Origin of the sequence: Flavobacterium restrictum, assembly GCF_007097245.1 — a bacterium.
In the GTDB taxonomy this organism is placed as follows: Bacteria; Bacteroidota; Bacteroidia; order Flavobacteriales; family Flavobacteriaceae; genus Flavobacterium; species Flavobacterium restrictum.
In genome coordinates this window covers 167169-186117 of the sequence record NZ_VJZT01000001.1, presented here as the reverse complement: position 1 = coordinate 186117, position 18949 = coordinate 167169, and the positions used below count along the sequence as shown (strand labels likewise).

Sequence of the window (18949 nt, the reverse complement as noted above, 5' to 3'; positions counted from 1 at the left end):
ATTTTAAAATTTAACGTTAGCACCAATAATAAATGAACTCAAAGTAGGATATGCATTTAGCTCGATTCCTTGCGTGCCCAATGGATTCCCATCATTATTTAATTCTGGTGAATATCCTGTGAATTTTTGCGAAATAAATGGGTTAATAGCACTGGCATAGACTCTGATGCCGTTTATAGTATTCGAAAACTTGGGCAACGTATAACCTAGTGTAATGTTGTTGATTCTAAAGAAAGCGCCAGACTCCAGATAATATGTTGATGCCAATGGAACGGCATTAAACGGAGCTGGATTTGGCGAATTGGTATTAGATGAAGTCCAAAAATCAGTGGCGACTGATGCTTCGATGTTCTCGCCACCAAAACGTTGTGCTTTTTTACCATTGTAAACCTTGTTACCACCTACACCATAGCCATCTACGGAGAAATCGAATTTATGAAATTCAACACCCAGATTTATCCCGTAATAATAGGTTGGTAATGAGGAACCAAAAAACTTTCGATCCAATTCGGTTGGTGTTGCGGTAATTCCACCCTCTTTGTCATAATAAGTAAAGTTCCCATTGACGTCTTTACCGGCAACTTCCCACAAATAAAAACTACCAATAGGTTGTCCTACTTCTAACTGTTTTGTATACTGCCCATTATCAATTGAGCCGCCTTGTTGCTTAATTGCCAATGGATTATAGATGTTTGAAACTTCGTTTTTATTGTTCGAATAATTTCCTCCCAACCAGTATTTAAAATTATCATTAACTACATTATCCCAGCGCAAAGCAATTTCGAAACCCTTGTTTGTAATTTCGCCTGCATGAGCTGGAGTAGCTCCTGTACCCACGGTGATTGGTGGTGTTACGCTTAAAATGACATTGGTTGTGGTTTTATTATACCAATCAAATGATCCTGATAATTGACTATTGAAAGCTTTAAAATCAAAACCTGCCGAAGTTTCTTCGGTGATTTCCCAGCCCAAACTTGGATCAATAAAAGTACCTATGGACGTTCCTGTATACAGCGTTCCTCCTAGCTCGTATCCAAGACCCGCTCCTGAACTAAAGGTTTGTTGGTTGATAGGAACATTTTGATTGCCTAATCGTCCCCAACCGCCTCGAACTTTCAGGAAGTTGATAGTGGTACTTTCTTTCAAGAAATCTTCTTTTGAAGCCACCCAACCCAAACCGAATGATGGAAAATTACCCCATTTATAATCGGCTCCAAATTGAGAAGAGCCATCACGTCGTAGTGTTCCTGTTAACAAATATTTTTCGAGATAACTGTATTGAAAACGACCAAAATAGCCAATAAGTGATTTGCTGTTTCCTCTAAAATGATTGGTAACTACATTGTTTGCCAAGGAAGTCGATAAATTTAAACTCCAATAATTTGAATTTTCGGGAACATTTCTTCCTTGTACTTCTAATTCTTCTCTACTGCCCGTTTCTTGAGCCGTCATCCCTACAGTAACTTCTAAATCATGTTTCTCTGCAAATTTTTGATTAAAAGTCAAAAAGTTATCAAAATTCCAGTTGAAATAATCACTTCTAGCGGTAACTAATTCATTGATAGGCTCTAATGCTGAATATTTAGTAATATCTCTAGTAGGATCGGCCGCCAACCACAACTCCCGGTTGGGTGTGTAGGAGAATTTTTTCCAATTATTGTATTCAATTCCCACGCGTGAAGTTGCTTTTAATTGTTTGAAAATTTTATATTCGGCTGCCAATGAACCTTGTAGTAACAAACTTTTTTGTTCTTCGGTAAAATAGTTTAATTGGGCTACTGGATTTCCAACATTATTAAAAACGGCTCCAGTAGTTCCCGCTTGACCATCATCACCCACAATTGGGGCACCCCAACGTCCATTTTCATATTGTACGGGTACTAATGGTGATTGCTTGTACGCATTTGTAAAAGCCGATAAGGGTTTTGGAGTCGATTTTGAAAACGATACACTTATATTTTGAGTAACCTTAAATTTATCCGAAATTTTATAATCATTATTATTTCTAAAGGTAAATCGGCTAAAATCCAAGCCATCCAAAACCCCTTTTTCGTCGTAATAATTCATACTAAACAAATAATTAATTTTGTCTGCTGCACCAGATAATGACAAATTATTAGAGGAATACGTTCCCAAACTTGTAATTTCGTCAAACCAATTGGTATTGTAGGCTTGATTATCAGCAAAACGAGAATTTTGTTCTGCCGTGTTGGTGTAATTAGCAAATTGATTGGCACTAGCCATTTTTACTTTTCGCAATGGTGTTCTTATGCCATAAAAACCATCATATTCAGTAGTAGCTTTGTCTCCTTTTCCTTTCTTGGTTGTAATGATAACTACACCATTAGCTGCTTGATTTCCGTAAATTGCAAGTGAAGATGCATCCTTTAAGACATCAAATGAAGCAATGTCATTCGAGTTAATGTTACTAATATTTTTGGTAGGAATTCCATCAACTACATACAATGGGGTTCTGTCCGCACCAAAGGTACCAATCCCCCTAATAATCAATGAAGGCGAACTACCAGGAACATCGGTTCCTATAACTTGAACTCCAGCCGCTTTACCTTGAATGGCTTGAGTCGCGTTTAGCACTTTTGTTTTGGTAATATCAGTAGTCGAAAGTTGGGCTATTGCGCCAGTATTATCGGATTTTTTTCGAGTTCCGTAGCCTATAACGACAACTTCTTTCAAATCCGTATCCTTGGATTCCTTTAGTAATATGGTCATTTCTTGTCCAGTTGCTTTTATAGACACTGCATCAAAACCTACCATACTAATTTTTAGGACTTCTCCTTCTTTGGCAGTGATAGAAAAGTTTCCATCTAAATCCGTATCGGAAGTTGTTTTTGAAATAGTAGCTACTACAAAAGCTCCTGGTATACCAATTCCTTTGTTATCGACTACTTTTCCTTTAATCACTTGACCAGACATGTAGGCTGGTAATACAATGAGGGCTAGTAAGCAAAATATTAAATTTCTCATAGGGTTTAAATTCAATTAAGTTAGTGATGCTAAAGTAGCCTATTACAACGTTATAGTAGCTCTTTGTGAGCACTACACGAGTACATCAAAAACCAAAATGATCCCTAAAAACCAATGATTGTAAACCAAATAAAAGGCTATGAGAAAGTAGACTACATCGATATGATGTAGTAATGATGTATTGTAATACCGCAAAAAATTAGCATTAAAAATACATTTTTTAAAATAAAACAGACTTATTTATACCGATACTAAAAATTTAGACAAATTTTCTTCTTGAGTGAGGTTTAATTTCTTGCGAAGACGGTACCGATGGAGTTCTACACCGCGAAAGGAGATGTTCATCATAGGAGCAATTTCTTTTGACGAAAGATTCATTTTCAAATAAATACAGAGCTTGATGTCCTTTGGGGTTAAATTAGGGTATTTTTTGGTCAAGTTTACCGTAAACTCATTGTTGATTTGGCTCAAGTTGGTTTCAAAAGTTTCCCATTCGTGTTTGTTAACCGCATTGATTTTTATGGCTTTCTTGATTTCACTTTTCAGTTTGTTAAAATCCGATTCAGAGTCTAGAATACTGTTGATATTCTCTATCATTTCGCTTTGTTTCGCAATTGAAAGTGATTTACCCGTAATTTCAGAGGATTTTGTTTGCAATTCTAGCTCCAGAATATGTTTTTCATATTGTTTGGTATTCAAATCATTCTCGGTTTTTAATTCTATTTCTAATATTTTCTTTTGGTGTTTTAGCTCTTCTTCCCGCAATTCTAATTTTTGAATGTAGCGCATCTTATTCCATTTATAATACAAATACAAGATGCATCCTATGAGCACTAAATACAGTAAAATCATCCAAAACGAAAAATACCAAGGATTTGCTACCGTAAACTGAAAATTGGCAACCGTATTATAATGCAAACCATCGTGGTCGTAAATCGTTACTGCATAGGTACCGCTAGTGAGCGTATTGAGAACCAATAAACCATTAATAATGGGTAAAAAGTCTTTAGAACCATTTATTTTATACGTCAAATTAGGACTTGTTGCACCATAAATACCTGTAATTACATTAATAGTTAACTCGGTATTGAATCTAATTTTTGAATTATTAGGCACCAATTTACCTTCATTATATAATTCTATTTTTAAGTTTGTTTTTGGGATTTTTGCGTAATGCAATGGAAGCGAAATAAAGCCATCGTCTAAATTTAAAAGGTACGTATTGTCGTTTTTAAAAACCCTTAAATTATCGTTTATAATTTTTCCTTTGTAATATTTCTCTTGAATAAGTGTTCGTGTAAAGGTTTGATCTGTTGCAGCTACATGATACAAAAGTCCTTGTTGCAAGACCATAAAATTAGCAGCATCTATGGCTACTATATCGGAAACATTTTTGAAATTGGTATTAAAAAGGGCATTTTTTTCCAATTGATTGGTTAGCGAATTATAGGTGTACCAAGAACCATGAATTAAAAAAAGGATTTCATTTCTAAACCCAAATATTTTGACCCCAAAATCATTGGTGATTTTGCCTTGTTGCGTAATATTGGTCACTTGGAGCGTTTGATTTTGATCATTCAATACCACTCGATATAGCCCACGGTAATTATCGGCTGCCCAAATCTCATTTTTGGTGTTTTGGGCAACATATTTAATTGGTTTTTGCAAATTATTGATGAGCGTAATTTTTTCTAAATTTGACTCATCATTATACATAAAAACACCATTGTAATTAGCCTGAAAATAAACAGAATTAATACTACTTTTATTCAAATTCCAACCGCCACTAACCGAATTCAATTTTGTCAACACCCCATTTTGATAGGTAAAAGTACCTTCGTTATGTCCTATCAAAAAAGTGTTTTTGATTTTACTAATGTTCCAAGCTTGCCCTTGCGCATTGGGCAATAACGATAATTTTTTGGCTTCATATTTAAAAATTCCATGGTTAGAAGCCATCAAATACCCGTTGGCAGTAGTAGCCACAGAATATACGGAGCCCAAATCGCCTGAACTGTCATAAAATAATGCAATGGGCGAATTGACTTCTATGTGGGCAATTCCGTTGTCCAAGCCCAACCACAAATCATTCTCTTTGTCCAAGCCAATACTCAAAACAGAGTTGTTCATTAACACATTATTTCTATTAATGTTTTGGTAGGTATTGGTTTTTAAATCATAAATATAAAGTCCTTTATTGGCAGTTCCTATGACTAATTTTTCGTTTTTGGTAAAAAGAGTGACATTGATATTCGCCGTTTTTAAAATGGTATTCAAGGGTGCATTCCAGGGTTTCAAAATTTTGTTTTGTAACACAAAAACGCCATTTTCTCTGGTAAAAAAATAGGTTTTGTCCTGAAATTTTTGAATAGAATGAATTACATTTTTTTCTAAAAGTGATAACCCAACTACTGGTACGACTTTGTGATTCGTTAATTCATATACTCCTTTTTCGACCGATGCTACATACAAATGATCTGCAACAGGAAAGCAATATGAAATTAAAAAGGGGAACTTGGTGGTCGTAATTTTTTGACCATCAAACTCAAAAATTTGATTAAAAGATTGGAAAAAAATACTTTTTTTGAACTTAAAAATTTTCCATATTTCCTCATTGTCTTTATCCTCAAAAACTTTATTTTTATTCGATAAAGAAACATAATGCATCTTCCCTTCCTTTCTAAACCAATACCCAAACTCTTTGTAAGATCCGGAATAAATTAGGTTGCCATCAGCCATCACGGATCGAATAATTGTTTTGTTGGGCAAGCTGTATTTTTCCCATTTTACACCATCGTAACGCAAAAAGTAATAATTATTGGCAAAATACATGGCTTTGTCATTTCCTTGAGCCACATTCCAAATTTGATTGTCGCCTTGGTAATTGGACTTGTTGTAATTTTCGACAAAAGGAAGCAATTCCTGCGAAAAAACGGGAAGTGATATAAAAAGTAAAACGAAAAAACGAAGTTGTTGTAGCGTCACAATAAATAGATTTATAGCCAAATATAACTACAATTATTGAATATAATGCATAAAAAAAGCCACCTCAATAGTGACTTTCTTTTCTACATACTATTCCGTTTTTTAACGCAGTAACAATTCATAGACTTGATTGGCAATTTCTAATTCCTCGTTGGTTGGAATTACAAGAATTTTTACTTTGGCATCACCCCTATTAATTTCCCGAATTTCTTTGGAACGAACTTCATTTTTATTTTGGTCTAAATCAATCCCAAAATAATCCATATCCGTGCAAACTAATTTCCTGATGTTTGAGGAATTTTCGCCAATTCCAGCGGTAAAAATAATGGCATCAAGACCATTCAAAACAGCCGTATAGGATCCAATATATTTTTTGATTCGGTACGCATTCATCGCTAGCGCTAATTGACATTCCGTATTTCCGACTTCGGCTTGGGCTTCAATATCTCTCAAATCACTGTATCCCGTAAGTCCGAGCATACCGCTTTGTTTTTGCAATAGCGTATTGACTTCATCCAGTGTATATCCTAACGAATTGACTAAATAAAACAACACCGATTGATCCACATCGCCACTTCGAGTGCCCATAATTAAACCATTACTGGGACTAAATCCCATAGAATGATCCACACTTTTTCCGTCTTTTACAGCCGTAATACTACAACCATTACCTAAATGTATCGTGATGCAATTGCCGTACGGTTTACCAACTGATTTCAAGTATGCTATCGATTTCTCCGAAACGTATTTATGTGAAGTTCCGTGAAAACCATAAGCTCGGATTTTATTTTCGGTCAATAAAGCATTGGGAATGGCATATTTATAAGCAACGGCAGGTATGGTTTGATGAAAAGCGGTGTCAAAAACGGCTACTTGTTCCGCTTCCGCAAAAATGGATTCGGCAACCAGTATTCCCTCTAAATGAGCTGGATTGTGCAAAGGAGCAAGGTCACAAAGTTGCTGAATTTTGGCTTTCACATCACTGTCAATCCTAACCGTATTCGAAAACGTGCTACCGCCATGCACCACGCGATGTCCCACAGCAATAACCTCCGATGTCGATTTAATAACCCCTACTTCATCACTCATGAGCAACTGCGCAATTTTCTCTAATCCCACTTTGTGATTGGGAATAGGCAAGACTTCTTCTATTTTTACAGCATGGGTTACATAACTTAAATTGGACGTTTCTAATCCAATGCGGTCAATCATTCCGCTACAAATGACTTCGTTGGTAGGCATATTGATTAATTGGTATTTTATAGACGAACTCCCTGAATTGATAATTACTATTTTCATGCTTGATTATAATGTTTATTTACTTTTTTGCTACAAAAGCAAAAGTCGTAGTTGTATTTGTTTTTAATCGCCCTTTTCTACAATCCTTGCGCTTGAATAGCCGTAATAACCACCGTATTAATGATGTCGTCAACGGTACAGCCACGGCTCAAATCGTTGACGGGTTTGTTCAATCCTTGCAACATGGGACCAATGGCTAATGCACCCGTTTCCCTTTGTACCGCTTTGTAGGTATTATTTCCAGTGTTCAAATCTGGAAAAATCAACACGCTGGCTTGACCTGCCACTTCCGAATTGGGCATTTTACTTTTTCCAACCGTAATGTCTACAGCAGCATCATATTGAATGGGGCCTTCAATTTTTAAATCGGGACGTTTTAGTTTTACAATAGCGGTTGCAGTACGAACTTTATCCACCTCATCGCCTTTGCCAGATGCCCCTGATGAATAGGACAACATAGCAATTTTTGGTTCAATGCCAAAAGCCAAACTAGAATCGGCGGAGGAAATAGCAATTTCTGCCAATTGTTCCGCCGTAGGATTAGGATTGATGGCACAATCTCCAAAAACCGAAACCCGATCCTCTAAACACATAAAGAAAATCGAGGATACCACCGAGGAATTGGGCTTGGTTTTTATAAACTGCAAAGCGGGCAAAATCGTGTGCTGCGTGGTATGTGAAGCCCCAGAAACCATCCCGTCAGCATGTCCTTTGTAGACCATCATCGTACCAAAATACGACACATCCTCCATCAAATCTTTGGCCATTCCTATGGTTACATTTTTGGCTTTTCGCAACTCATAATAGGTGTTTACATAATCATCATAAAAAGGAGATTTAATAGGGCTGATGATCGCAATTTTCGAAAAATCGAAATCCAAACCTAGTTCTACAACCTTACTTTCAATTTGTTTTTTGTTGCCAATAATCGAAATATCAACCACATCCATCGCCAATAAGCGAGAGGCAGCTATGAGAATTCGATCATCATTTCCTTCGGGTAAAACAATGTGTTTGCGGTGTTTTTTGGCTCTTTTGACCAAATTGTACTGAAACATTTTTGGGGTTATTCCCTCGGCTTCAAACGTAATTAGCTTCTCGGACAGTCTGTCTAAATCGACATATTTTTCGAAGGTAGTAATCGAGGTTTCTATTTTTTGTAAATTATTAGCATAAATTTTGGATTGAATCGCACCTATTTGATTGGCAATATGATACGTTCCTCTTTCGACCGTAAAAATGGGAACAACAGTCGAAAGTCCTTCTATCAATTTCAAAATACTTTCCTCGGGCAATATATTCCCTGTAAGCACAATTCCCGAAACCGAAGGATAATTAACCGATTCATTGGCTTGCAAAGCACCCAAAATAATATCTGCACGATCACCAGGTGTTATAACCAAAGCATTTTCTTTGAGATGCGTCAAGTAATTGGGCAATTGCATAGCACCAATACTGTAACTTCCTGTTTGATTATTCAAATACTCACTACCAAACAAAACGGTAGCACCCAACTCATTTACAATTTCTTGTATTGTAGGATTGTTCAAACTCGAAATCAACGGAATAGCATTGACTAAAACGGATTCAGGCAAACTTTTTTGCAATCCCAAAGTGACTAAATTGATGTTCTCGTTCTGCACTTTATTAGCAATGACGGCAATGACTTCTACTTCTTTTACTTTGAAAGTATCATAGGCAAGATACAAGCTATCTACCAGTTCATCTAACGTTTTGCTTACTCCTGAACCTACAATTAAGGTTGGGATTCCTAAATTTTTGGCAATCAACACATTAATACCTAATTCAATAGCGGTTCCCTCGCCTGTAAAACTGGTTCCTTCAACCAAAACAAAATCAAAACGTTCCTCTAATCGTTTGTATTTTTCGATAATTACATCGAGAACCTCCCCTATTTTACCTTTATTTTTCTTTTTGATTAACTTGCTTTTGGTAAAAGCAAAAGCATCTTCAAAGGCTATGTCTAAACCAAAATGGGTAATCACCGTTTCGATATGATTGTCGGCTTTTCCATCTTCAAAATCCTCTACGATGGGGCGAAAATACCCTACTTTGGCAGTTTTTCCAATCAACATTTGCATCAAGCCCAACGTAATAATTGATTTGCCACAATTGTGCTCGCTTGTGGCTATGTATATTGCTTTATTCATTCTTTTTATTCGTTAAAAAATTTAAACATTTGCACTGTTTTGGTGCTACCCAAAAATTAAAACCAGCGTCTTTTTTTGAAATAAATCAACATGACAACACCTATAAAAACCATGATTCCTATAACGGTATAATAGCCGTTTTGATAACGCAATTCGGGCATATTATCAAAATTCATTCCATAAACACCTACAATAAAAGTCATTGGAATAAAAATGGCCGAAACGATGGTCAAGGTTTTCATAATCTCGTTCATCTTGTTGCTTTGCGCCGAGAAATAGAAATTGGAAGCACTTTCTAATGAGCCCATATCCGAATTAATTTGTTCCAATAATTCCAAACTCTTTTGGTGCAACCGATCAAAAAAGCTAAAATTATCCTCCTCAATGGCATTAAAAACGTTGTCGAACTTGATGTTTTTGATGTTATACAACGAGTCCCGCAACGGAATGATAGACCGTTTCAAGAAATTGAAATTATCACGATGTTTCTCTATGCGTTCCAAAATAACGGGATCGGCACTTTTTTTGGTCGTATTAATCAATTCCTCCAGATTATTTTCCTCATTTTCTAATGTTACATAGAAATTCTCCATAATTGAATCGAGTAAAATGTACAACAAATAATCGACTTTCTTTTTGCGCACAATGCCCGTATGTAGTCGAATTCGCTCTCGGATGTGCGTAAAAAAGTCCGATCTTTTTTCTTGAAATGAAATCAAAACACCTTCTTTCAAAACAAAACTTATTTGCTCAACGCTGATATTATCTGAATTTTCGGTTGGTAAAATCGATTTGATATTAAAAAACAACACTTCGTCTTGCTCTTCGATTTTGGTTCTTTTGGTCGTGTTTAAGATATCCGACAACAAAAAATTATCTATCTCAAAATGAGTCGTTATTTCCTGAAGCAATTCTAGGTCATTGAGTCCATGAATATTGAGCCAATAATTCTTGTGAGGATCCTGTTTTTTATCTAAATTGGCAATGACAAAATCATCCGATTCCGAAAAAAAAGTATCATTATAGGTAAACAATTGCATTTCGGAATCCTTGCTTTTATGAATACCCGTATATTCTAGCGAATATGGTTGGGACTTTCTACCCTTTTTGTACTTGATTTTACGCATCTTATGAGCTAATGATTGAAGTAGTAATATTACGAAAATCTTTTAAAACCGAACTCTAAATTCAACTTTTGATTTTTATAAAATGAAAACCTATTTTTCGATAATTTTTGGCTCTTCGCCATAATTAGTGGAAAATCAAATTTCGATAACCAACTCATTTGATAAATCTGCTAAATCTGCGTGCCATTTTTCACGCAGATTTAGCAGATTTAGCAGATTTAGCAGATTCTTTTAATACCTGAAACAAATGCCTTCTTAAAATTCCACTGTTTTAGGCGAAGAATCTAATTTTTATAAAATACAAAGTTATTTCAAAATAAGAGCTACTTTTATGAGATAAATCATTTTTTTTTGGGAAATAAAAAAATAGCAACTCCATTGTAAGCTATTCCTTTCTTCAATATCAAAAGCAATTCCCCTTTTTCTTTTCCATAAATACACCTTTACCACAGTTGTAATCATTAAATTTGAGCTAGTATTTCCATTTTTATTAAAAATCACACTATGAAATTCAGGATAGAAAAAGACACTATGGGAGCCGTTCCCGTTCCTGCCGATAAGTATTGGGGAGCACAAACGGAGCGTTCCAAAAACAATTTCAAAATTGGTTCAGCTGCGTCGATGCCACTTGAAATCATTGAAGGTTTTGCTTATTTAAAAAAAGCGGCTGCCTATGCTAATTGTGATTTGGGAGTTTTACCAATTGAAAAACGAGATGCCATTGCTGCAGTTTGTGATGAAATTTTAGCGGGAAAATGGACTAATCAATTTCCATTAGTCATTTGGCAAACAGGTTCAGGAACACAAAGCAATATGAATGTAAACGAGGTTATTGCTAATCGGGCACAGGTTTTAAAGGGTTTTGCTATTGGCGAAGGAGAACCATTTATCAAAGCCAATGACGATGTCAATAAATCACAATCCTCAAATGATACTTTTCCTACTGCCATGCACATCGCAGCTTACAAGGCAGTAGTAGAAACAACCATTCCGGGTATCGAAAAATTAAGAGACACACTACATGAAAAAGCAGTAGCTTTTCATGCTGTCATAAAAATTGGTCGTACTCACTTGATGGATGCAACACCACTTACTTTGGGTCAAGAAATTTCAGGATATGTGGCGCAATTAAATTACGGTTTAAAAGCCTTACGAAATACATTGCCCCACCTATCCGAAGTCGCTCTTGGAGGAACAGCAGTGGGAACTGGATTGAATACGCCAACAGGTTATGATGTAAAAGTAGCTGAATATATTGCCCATTTCACAGGACATCCCTTTCGTACTGCGCCCAATAAATTCGAAGCTTTGGCGGCACATGATGCCATTGTTGAAAGTCACGGTGCATTGAAACAAATAGCGGTTTCGTTACATAAAATTGCAAATGATATCCGTATGTTAGCCTCTGGTCCACGTTCAGGCATTGGAGAAATCCATATTCCCGAGAACGAACCAGGCTCTTCTATTATGCCTGGAAAAGTGAATCCTACACAATGCGAAGCCGTAACAATGGTTTGTGCTCAAGTAATGGGTAATGATGTCGCTATAACCGTTAGTGGCATGCAGGGACACTATGAATTAAATGTTTTCAAACCCGTTATGGCAGCTAATTTCTTGCAATCTGCACGGTTATTAGGGGATGTTTGCGTGTCGTTTGCGGTACATTGCGCCAGCGGTATTGAGCCAAATTACAAGCGCATCGAGGAGTTGGTCAACAATTCCTTGATGTTGGTTACGGCATTGAATACTAAAATTGGCTATTACAAATCCGCAGAAATTGCACAAACCGCTCACAAAGACGGAACTACATTAAAGCAAGAAGCAGTCCGTTTGGGATACGTGACAGCCGAGGATTTTGATGCGTGGGTAAAACCCGAGGAAATGGTAGGAAATTTGAAAAAAATATAAATTTTAAAGGCCAAAAAAAAGCTACTCCTCCATAATAAATACCATCAATCCTCTTGCACTATGAGCACCAAGTACCAAGGATTGCTCAATATCGGAAGTTTTTGATGGTCCCGCTATAAAAGTCCCAAAACCATATTCTTGATTCCCGATGCGTTCGTAGGCTTGATGCGTCGTTGCTAAAATAGCATTTTTATGCACTATTATTGCTAAATATTGCGGGATAAATACCGAAATACGTTGCCCTAACAAGGCATCAGTTACCCAAAGAGCCAAATTTTAGGCAACTCCAAAATGTGCTTTTACCAATGTCAATTCAACATCATCAAAGTGTGTGGATCATCATGGAACCAATCCGTATTTGCTATTGCTATTAATTCTGGGAAAGTATTTAATTCTTTATTAGTTTCTTAACTTTTGTATTTATCAATTGAATTTAAAAAACCAGTAATTAAAAGATAATGATACGCATAGCTTATGCCTTGAGAAAAAGCTTTTACAACTCAACACGATTTTTCTACAACTCAACATAAAGTAACTTTTGAAAAGCAAATAAAAACAATACTTTTGAAGAAATCTTAAAAAGACAAGTATGAAAAATTTAAAAATCAGTGCTTTAGCGGTTATCGGGATTGCTTTTGGTAGTATCATAAGTTGTAGCAATAATGACAGCACAGATACAACAACTGCAACTGTAGAAGTGCCTGCAGTCTATAAAAAAATATACGGAGCGACCAGTATTACCAGTGACAGAACCTATATTTACATTAAAACAAAGGATTTACCAGATCATAAAAGCGCTTATTATCCAACCACAAATGCGTTGTACGAATCCTATTCTGGAACCACTTTTGACGGAAATACTTTTGTCAAAAATCCAAATTCTATTATAGAACAAACCACCACAATCAAAATTCCTTTGAATCCTGTAGTGGCATCAACACACGCTGCAACGCCTTTGGGTGCCATTGGTATTGCCATAAACGGAGTGGCATTTTTCAATCAATATGCGGGACCTAACAACCAAGTTTTGGCTGGAGAAATTGCCTCTTTTGACAAATATTACGGGCATCCGCAACAACAAGGAGTCTATCATTACCACGTCGAGCCATTGTATTTGACCACTGTAAAGTCCACCAAATCAGGTTTGATGGGTTTTTTATTGGATGGTTTTCCAGTTTATGGTCCACAAGAAGAGAACGGAACGGTGGTTACCAATGCCACTTTAGACGTATATCACGGTCACACCCACGCCACGGTTGATTATCCAAATGGGATTTATCATTATCATTTTACCAATGAAGCACCCTATTTAAACGGAAACGGATTTTACGGAACACCTGGAACCATTTCACAATAAATGAAATTTTTTAAAATTTATGTTTTAGCACTTTTGGTTTGTTCTTGTTCCAAGAAAGAGCCAAAAGTACCTAAAACCTATAGCCTAAAATCATCCAAAGAAATTACGGTTTTGAATGATGTTGTCTATTTTAACAAAGAAAAATACTCTGGTTTTCTATTTGAATTGTATCCCAATCGAGACACTATTTCTTCAGAAGGTTTTATCAACGGACAATTGTGTGGCATTTGCAAAAAATGGTATCCCAACAAACAACTGATGGAATCACGTGTCTATTTCAATGGAAAAAAGAACGGAAAACAAATTGCCTATTGGGAAAACGGAAACAAACGCTTTGAATTTGTTGCCAAAAATGATGCCTACGAAGGCGAATTAAGCGAATGGACTTTCGATGGGAAATTAACTCATTTGGCTCATTTTAAAGACGGTCAGGAAGAAGGAAGCCAGAAATTATGGTATGATAATGGCAAAATTAGAGCCAACTATGTAATTATAAAAGGAAAAAGATATGGTTTATTGGGAACTAAAAATTGTAAAAATGTATCGGATAGTATTTTTGTTGTTAAGTAGTTTGTTGTTGGTGAGTTGTTTAAATAAAAAAGCGGATACAATTGATTTGCCATACTATAACGAACCCGATTTTACGCCAATATTCCTGACCAATACATCCGAAATGGAATCTAAAATAAAACACACCATTGCCGATTTTTCTTTTTTGGATCAAGACAGTACTTTGATTTCTCAAAAAAAAATAGAAGGAAAAATTCATATTGCCAATTTTATTTTCACGACTTGCGGCAGCATTTGTCCAAAAATGACAACGAACTTAAAAATTGTAAACGACAGCCTAAAAAACCATTCCGATATTGTTTTGTTGTCCTATTCCGTTACGCCTTGGATTGACACACCTAGTGTTTTGAAGAAATATAAAGCCAAAAATAAAATTACCAACCCAAATTGGCATTTTCTGACCGGTTCTAAAAATGACATTTACAGTCTGGCTCGCAAATCCTATTTTGCAGAGGAAGATATTGGCTTTAGCAAAGACAGCAACGAATTCCTGCATACGGAACATTTTATTTTGGTTGATAAAACCAAAAGAATAAGAGGTATTTACAACGGAACTTTGGAGTTGGAAATGCAACAAATGCTGGACGATATTAAAACATTGGAAAAAGAAAACAATTAGAAAAAGAGTTTTATTTACCAGTTCTATTTATTTCTATTTTATTTATAAATTGCAGTTTTAAGAAACAATGAAGCATTCAAAATTCAAAATACTATATAAATTAGGAGTTGCGATTGCAATTGCATTCTTTTTTAAATTACTGTTTTTTAGGTTAGACCATTTTTTGCAGTGGGATTTACCGTTTATGATTGCCATTATTTTAATCATTTGGCTAGGAAATGATGCTATCGACAACGCTCTGAATACTAGATGTCCTTGGATTGAAAACGCTAGAAAAAGGTTGCTTATTCAGGCTTTTCTTTCCGCAATTTTCACTTCTATTAGTTTGTTTTTTTTGATGTATTTGTTGCATCAATTGCGATTTGGCGATGGTCGAATCATCAATCGGAAAATGGTGGAGATTTTTCCGCCAGCCATTTTTTTTACCTTTGGTATTTTAGCGTTTAAAATTGGAAATGAATTTTTCAATTCCCTGAAAAACAGTTTACTCGAAGTCGAAAAATACAAAACCGAAAGTGCCAATGCGCAATTAGAAAACCTAAAAAACCAATTGAATCCTCATTTTTTATTCAATAATTTGAGCGTTTTGACTTCGTTAGTGTATAAAAATCAAGACAAAGCTGCCCATTTTATCAATGAATTAGCCAAAGTTTATCGCTATGTTTTGGATTCTAAAAATGCAGAATTAGTTCCTTTGCAAGACGAATTGGATTTTATAAATCATTATATTTATTTGCAAAAAATCCGATTTGAAGACAGTATTTTGTTCGAAATTAATGTGGAAGAAAGCAAGAAAAATGATTTTTTATTACCAATGTGTTTGCAAATGTTGGTCGAAAATACCATTCAGCACAATGAAACCTCGCAAGCCAATCCGTTGCAAGTTTTGATTTATACCCAGAACAATTCATTAATCATCGAAAACCCTATTTTGCCTAGAAACAACGTTGCCGACAGCACCAAAACAGGTTTGAAAAATATTGAACAACGGTATTCCTTTTTTACCGATGAAAAAGTTGTCGTTACTAACAATGGAGCAACTTTTAAAGTAATTTTGCCTTTAATCGAAAGAAAATGAAAGTTGTAATAATAGAAGACGAAAAATTATCGGCAGAACATTTAACCGTTCTTTTGCAGAAAATAGACCCATCAATAACTGTAATCAAGTATTTTGACACCATTAAAACTTCTGTAACCGCCTTCAAGGAAGGATTAACTGCCGATTTAATCTTTATGGACATTCATTTGGCGGACGGCAACAGTTTTGAGATTTTCAACCAAATAGCACTTGAGATTCCTGTTGTTTTTACTACCGCTTTCGATAATTATGCGATTCAGGCTTTCAAACAAAACAGCATCGATTATTTATTGAAACCAATTGCATTACAGGATTTACAATTTGCTGTAGAAAAGTTCAAAAAGCAACAACAATCAGGAAATAAAGACCTGATTTCGAGTATTGCAACAGCGTATCAACAACTGAATAAAGAATATAAAACACGCTTTTTAGTCAAATCAGGTCAAACCATTGACACAATAAAAATCGAAGAAATTCATCATTTTGAAACCAAAGAAAGCTTGTCATTTTTGGTAACCAATAAAGGAAATCACCATCTGATTGATTATACTTTAGACCAACTGGAAACAATGTTGCAACCCAAAAATTTCTTCCGAATCAATAGAAAAATAATTCTAAACATTCAATCCATCGAAAAAGTAAGTACTTATTTTAATAGTCGGCTTTCTATTGCAACTAAATTTTTAAATACTGATTCCAGAATTGTAAGCCGAGAACGGGTTAATGATTTCAAAAAATGGTTGGATAATTAAATTCCGAGAGCAGCCAAGAAGCAATACAGCTTCTTGACTATAGCCTCTCCAGAGCTTTTGTTTAACAACTAGATGTACCAAAAATGTAGCAAACTAATTGGTATTACCACTTCTCTACTCCTAGCAATTTTTTGCCAAGGTCACTTAACACAGCCGTTTCCTGCTTGGTTTGCTCCCAGTTACGCGGGTCTCCCGGAAAAGCATATCCTTGGGGTGCAATCCTGTTTTTCCATGAATTGATTCGCCATTCGCGTAATTCTTCGTTTTTCTCCTCGGCTGGCATCATGGCGATGTATTGCGCCATTCGGACTTTATCTTTGGTTCTATTAGGGCGAATTCCGTGGGGTTGCGTACTATTAAAAATCAATAAATCGCCAGCTTCCATTTTTACTTTTACCAATTGATCTTCCATTCCGGTAACATCCGGTTGAAAATGATTCCGATCTTCGGGCTGGGCGAGTTTCCAAGTGTCATAATTGCGATACAAATCAGGAATACATTGAAAACCGCCCATATTCTCATCCATTTGATCTGCCAATGCCAACACACCTTGCACATTTTGAGGCTTTGTCTCTGGATCATAATCCCAGTGAATAAATCCTTTGAAATCATAACCTGGTCGTACGGGCAAATTAAGATTGGCTCGATCAATGGTAACCCACAATTTTTCGGTTCCCCAAATGTCTACAAAGGCGTCATACACTTTTTGCACTTGGCGGTTATCCCATTGGTATTGATGGTTGTACAACTCGACCATGCCACTGTTATTGAGTTCTTTCATTTGCATTTCGGCTCTTGGTGGCGCATACCACGTTTCGGGATTGTTGGGATCTTTCTCTTCAAATTCCCATAAAAAACGGGCTAATTTTTGTGCATTTTCTTTGGGAACAGCATTTTTTATGATAATGTACCCGTTTTCGATCCAAAATTTCCAATCGGATTCGGTAAGTAATCGCAGTGGTTTGCCGTTAGATCGATCATTCAATTGCGTGCTGCTGGACTTTGCAGTCGATGGATTTCCAGGAATATCCTTGTGGGCATTATTGGTTGCCATTGTTGGCATCATTGTTTTGTTATTCGTTTCCATTTTTGGGTTATTGAGAATTACTAATAGTCCAAAATTAAAAAACTAGCACGTTGAACACTTTCACAAAAATCGCTACTATTTGTACAATATTGCTATTTTTAGTACTTTTAAAGACCTATAATGATTTTTTTGAACAATTATAAATAGTTACGAAATGAAAATAGTATTTGAAGACATCAAAAGATTGGCTGGAAGTTCCTTTCGAATATTGGTAAATCCAAAATTAAATCATTTTTATTATTGGCATTTTCATCCTGAATTTGAATTGACTTTTATAGTGGCACCAAAGGGTACGCGCCGTGTGGGAAATCATGTTGGCAATTTTGAAGGAAGCGATTTGGTTTTTATAGGTTCGAATATTCCACATTTGAATTTTGATTATGGAATAAAAACCGAGTACGAAAAGGTAGTTTTACAAATTAAAGAAGATTTTTTCAAAAACGATTTTGTCACCACTCCAGAATTAGCCGCAATTCATCAACTTTTTGAGCAGTCAAAAAGGGTCATTTGTTTTAACGGTATCATAAAAGATAAAGTAGGCAAAAAACTCCAGAAAATTCATTTATTGCCCCATTTTGAACAATTTATTGCCGTTTTGTCTTTGTTCCAAATGCTAGCTACATCCAATGAAAGAACACTTTTGCATGATACACCAATCGAAAATTTATACAATAATAAAGAACAATTGCGACTAAAAGTGGTATACCAATTTATTGAAAACAATTACCAAAGAGCCATTCTAGTCGATGAAATAGCAACACTGACGCATTTATCCAAAGCAGCATTTTGTAGGTATTTCAAAAAAATGACACGCTTGACATTTACTGAATTCTTGAATCAATACCGAATCGAACAAGCCAAAATACTTTTGAAAAGTGATAAAAACGTTACCGAAACCTGTTACGAATGTGGCTTTGAAAGTCTTTCGTACTTTAATAGAATTTTCAAAAAAGTAGTAGGCGAAAATCCCATCCAGTTTAAGAGAAAGTAAAAGGTTGACCTTCTTTTTCA

The 18949-nt window shown here is 35.6% G+C and carries 14 protein-coding genes; 7 read left to right on the top strand and 7 right to left on the bottom strand.

The window, feature by feature from the left end:
• Positions 1 to 3 precede the first annotated feature (3 nt).
• From FNW21_RS00820 to corA, 5 genes are all read right to left on the bottom strand, one after another.
• A complete protein-coding gene (locus tag FNW21_RS00820) occupies positions 4 to 2985 on the bottom strand; it encodes a SusC/RagA family TonB-linked outer membrane protein (RefSeq protein WP_144254829.1) in 2982 nt (993 codons plus the stop codon).
• A 240-nt stretch (positions 2986 to 3225) separates the two neighbouring features.
• Positions 3226 to 5970 (bottom strand): helix-turn-helix and ligand-binding sensor domain-containing protein, encoded by a 2745-nt coding sequence (locus FNW21_RS00815; protein ID WP_144254828.1) that lies wholly within the window; start codon positions 5968 to 5970, stop codon positions 3226 to 3228.
• Positions 5971 to 6072: 102 nt separating this feature from the next.
• Positions 6073 to 7269 carry an acetate/propionate family kinase gene (locus tag FNW21_RS00810; RefSeq protein ID WP_144254827.1) on the bottom strand — a complete coding sequence of 399 codons (1197 nt, stop codon included), beginning with the start codon at positions 7267 to 7269 and terminating at the stop codon, positions 6073 to 6075.
• A 77-nt stretch (positions 7270 to 7346) separates the two neighbouring features.
• Complete coding sequence (gene pta, locus FNW21_RS00805) at positions 7347 to 9440, bottom strand: phosphate acetyltransferase (RefSeq protein WP_144254826.1); 2094 nt, start codon at positions 9438 to 9440, stop codon at positions 7347 to 7349.
• Between the two features lie 56 nt (positions 9441 to 9496).
• Positions 9497 to 10567 (bottom strand): magnesium/cobalt transporter CorA, encoded by a 1071-nt coding sequence (gene corA / locus FNW21_RS00800; protein WP_144254825.1) that lies wholly within the window; start codon positions 10565 to 10567, stop codon positions 9497 to 9499.
• 504 nt (positions 10568 to 11071) lie between these two features.
• On the opposite strand from corA, the gene fumC reads away from it, so the two are divergent.
• Entirely contained in the window at positions 11072 to 12475 is a 1404-nt protein-coding gene (fumC, locus tag FNW21_RS00795; RefSeq protein ID WP_144254824.1) for a class II fumarate hydratase, read from the top strand.
• A 21-nt stretch (positions 12476 to 12496) separates the two neighbouring features.
• Here the strand turns inward: fumC and FNW21_RS00790 are convergent, their stop codons facing one another.
• Entirely contained in the window at positions 12497 to 12748 is a 252-nt protein-coding gene (locus tag FNW21_RS00790) for an LUD domain-containing protein (RefSeq protein ID WP_235889568.1), read from the bottom strand.
• Between the two features lie 316 nt (positions 12749 to 13064).
• On the opposite strand from FNW21_RS00790, the gene FNW21_RS00785 reads away from it, so the two are divergent.
• The 5 genes from FNW21_RS00785 to FNW21_RS00765 all read left to right on the top strand — a co-directional run bounded on the left by FNW21_RS00785 (position 13065) and on the right by FNW21_RS00765 (position 16851).
• On the top strand, positions 13065 to 13832 hold the full coding sequence (locus FNW21_RS00785) for a YHYH protein (protein WP_144254823.1): 768 nt from the start codon (positions 13065 to 13067) through the stop codon (positions 13830 to 13832).
• Entirely contained in the window at positions 13833 to 14402 is a 570-nt protein-coding gene (locus tag FNW21_RS00780; protein ID WP_144254822.1) for a toxin-antitoxin system YwqK family antitoxin, read from the top strand.
• Positions 14371 to 15021 (top strand): SCO family protein, encoded by a 651-nt coding sequence (locus tag FNW21_RS00775; protein ID WP_144254821.1) that lies wholly within the window; start codon positions 14371 to 14373, stop codon positions 15019 to 15021. Before FNW21_RS00780 ends, FNW21_RS00775 begins: the two co-directional genes overlap by 32 nt.
• Before the next feature lie 67 nt (positions 15022 to 15088).
• Positions 15089 to 16099, top strand: coding sequence for a sensor histidine kinase (locus tag FNW21_RS00770; protein ID WP_144254820.1), 1011 nt, complete (start codon positions 15089 to 15091; stop codon positions 16097 to 16099).
• Positions 16096 to 16851, top strand: coding sequence for a LytR/AlgR family response regulator transcription factor (locus FNW21_RS00765; RefSeq protein WP_144254819.1), 756 nt, complete (start codon positions 16096 to 16098; stop codon positions 16849 to 16851). The genes FNW21_RS00770 and FNW21_RS00765 overlap by 4 nt, the downstream gene beginning before the upstream one ends.
• Before the next feature lie 103 nt (positions 16852 to 16954).
• Here the strand turns inward: FNW21_RS00765 and FNW21_RS00760 are convergent, their stop codons facing one another.
• Positions 16955 to 17938 carry a phytanoyl-CoA dioxygenase family protein gene (locus FNW21_RS00760; RefSeq protein ID WP_144254818.1) on the bottom strand — a complete coding sequence of 328 codons (984 nt, stop codon included), beginning with the start codon at positions 17936 to 17938 and terminating at the stop codon, positions 16955 to 16957.
• A 154-nt stretch (positions 17939 to 18092) separates the two neighbouring features.
• On the opposite strand from FNW21_RS00760, the gene FNW21_RS00755 reads away from it, so the two are divergent.
• The gene (locus FNW21_RS00755) at positions 18093 to 18929 is read left to right on the top strand and encodes an AraC family transcriptional regulator (protein ID WP_144254817.1); all 837 of its coding nucleotides are present in this window, start codon (positions 18093 to 18095) and stop codon (positions 18927 to 18929) included.
• Positions 18930 to 18949 lie beyond the last annotated feature (20 nt).

What these genes read in the sequence shown, in the direction of transcription:
- FNW21_RS00820 (WP_144254829.1), bottom strand. Translation starts at nt 2,985, where the DNA reads ATGAGAAATTTAATATTTTGCTTACTAGCCCTCATTGTATTACCAGCC.
- FNW21_RS00810 (WP_144254827.1), bottom strand. Translation starts at nt 7,269, where the DNA reads ATGAAAATAGTAATTATCAATTCAGGGAGTTCGTCTATAAAATACCAA.
- pta (WP_144254826.1), bottom strand. Translation starts at nt 9,440, where the DNA reads ATGAATAAAGCAATATACATAGCCACAAGCGAGCACAATTGTGGCAAA.
- corA (WP_144254825.1), bottom strand. Translation starts at nt 10,567, where the DNA reads ATGCGTAAAATCAAGTACAAAAAGGGTAGAAAGTCCCAACCATATTCG.
- fumC (WP_144254824.1), top strand. Translation starts at nt 11,072, where the DNA reads ATGAAATTCAGGATAGAAAAAGACACTATGGGAGCCGTTCCCGTTCCT.
- FNW21_RS00785 (WP_144254823.1), top strand. Translation starts at nt 13,065, where the DNA reads ATGAAAAATTTAAAAATCAGTGCTTTAGCGGTTATCGGGATTGCTTTT.
- FNW21_RS00780 (WP_144254822.1), top strand. Translation starts at nt 13,833, where the DNA reads ATGAAATTTTTTAAAATTTATGTTTTAGCACTTTTGGTTTGTTCTTGT.
- FNW21_RS00775 (WP_144254821.1), top strand. Translation starts at nt 14,371, where the DNA reads ATGTATCGGATAGTATTTTTGTTGTTAAGTAGTTTGTTGTTGGTGAGT.
- FNW21_RS00770 (WP_144254820.1), top strand. Translation starts at nt 15,089, where the DNA reads ATGAAGCATTCAAAATTCAAAATACTATATAAATTAGGAGTTGCGATT.
- FNW21_RS00765 (WP_144254819.1), top strand. Translation starts at nt 16,096, where the DNA reads ATGAAAGTTGTAATAATAGAAGACGAAAAATTATCGGCAGAACATTTA.
- FNW21_RS00760 (WP_144254818.1), bottom strand. Translation starts at nt 17,938, where the DNA reads ATGGAAACGAATAACAAAACAATGATGCCAACAATGGCAACCAATAAT.
- FNW21_RS00755 (WP_144254817.1), top strand. Translation starts at nt 18,093, where the DNA reads ATGAAAATAGTATTTGAAGACATCAAAAGATTGGCTGGAAGTTCCTTT.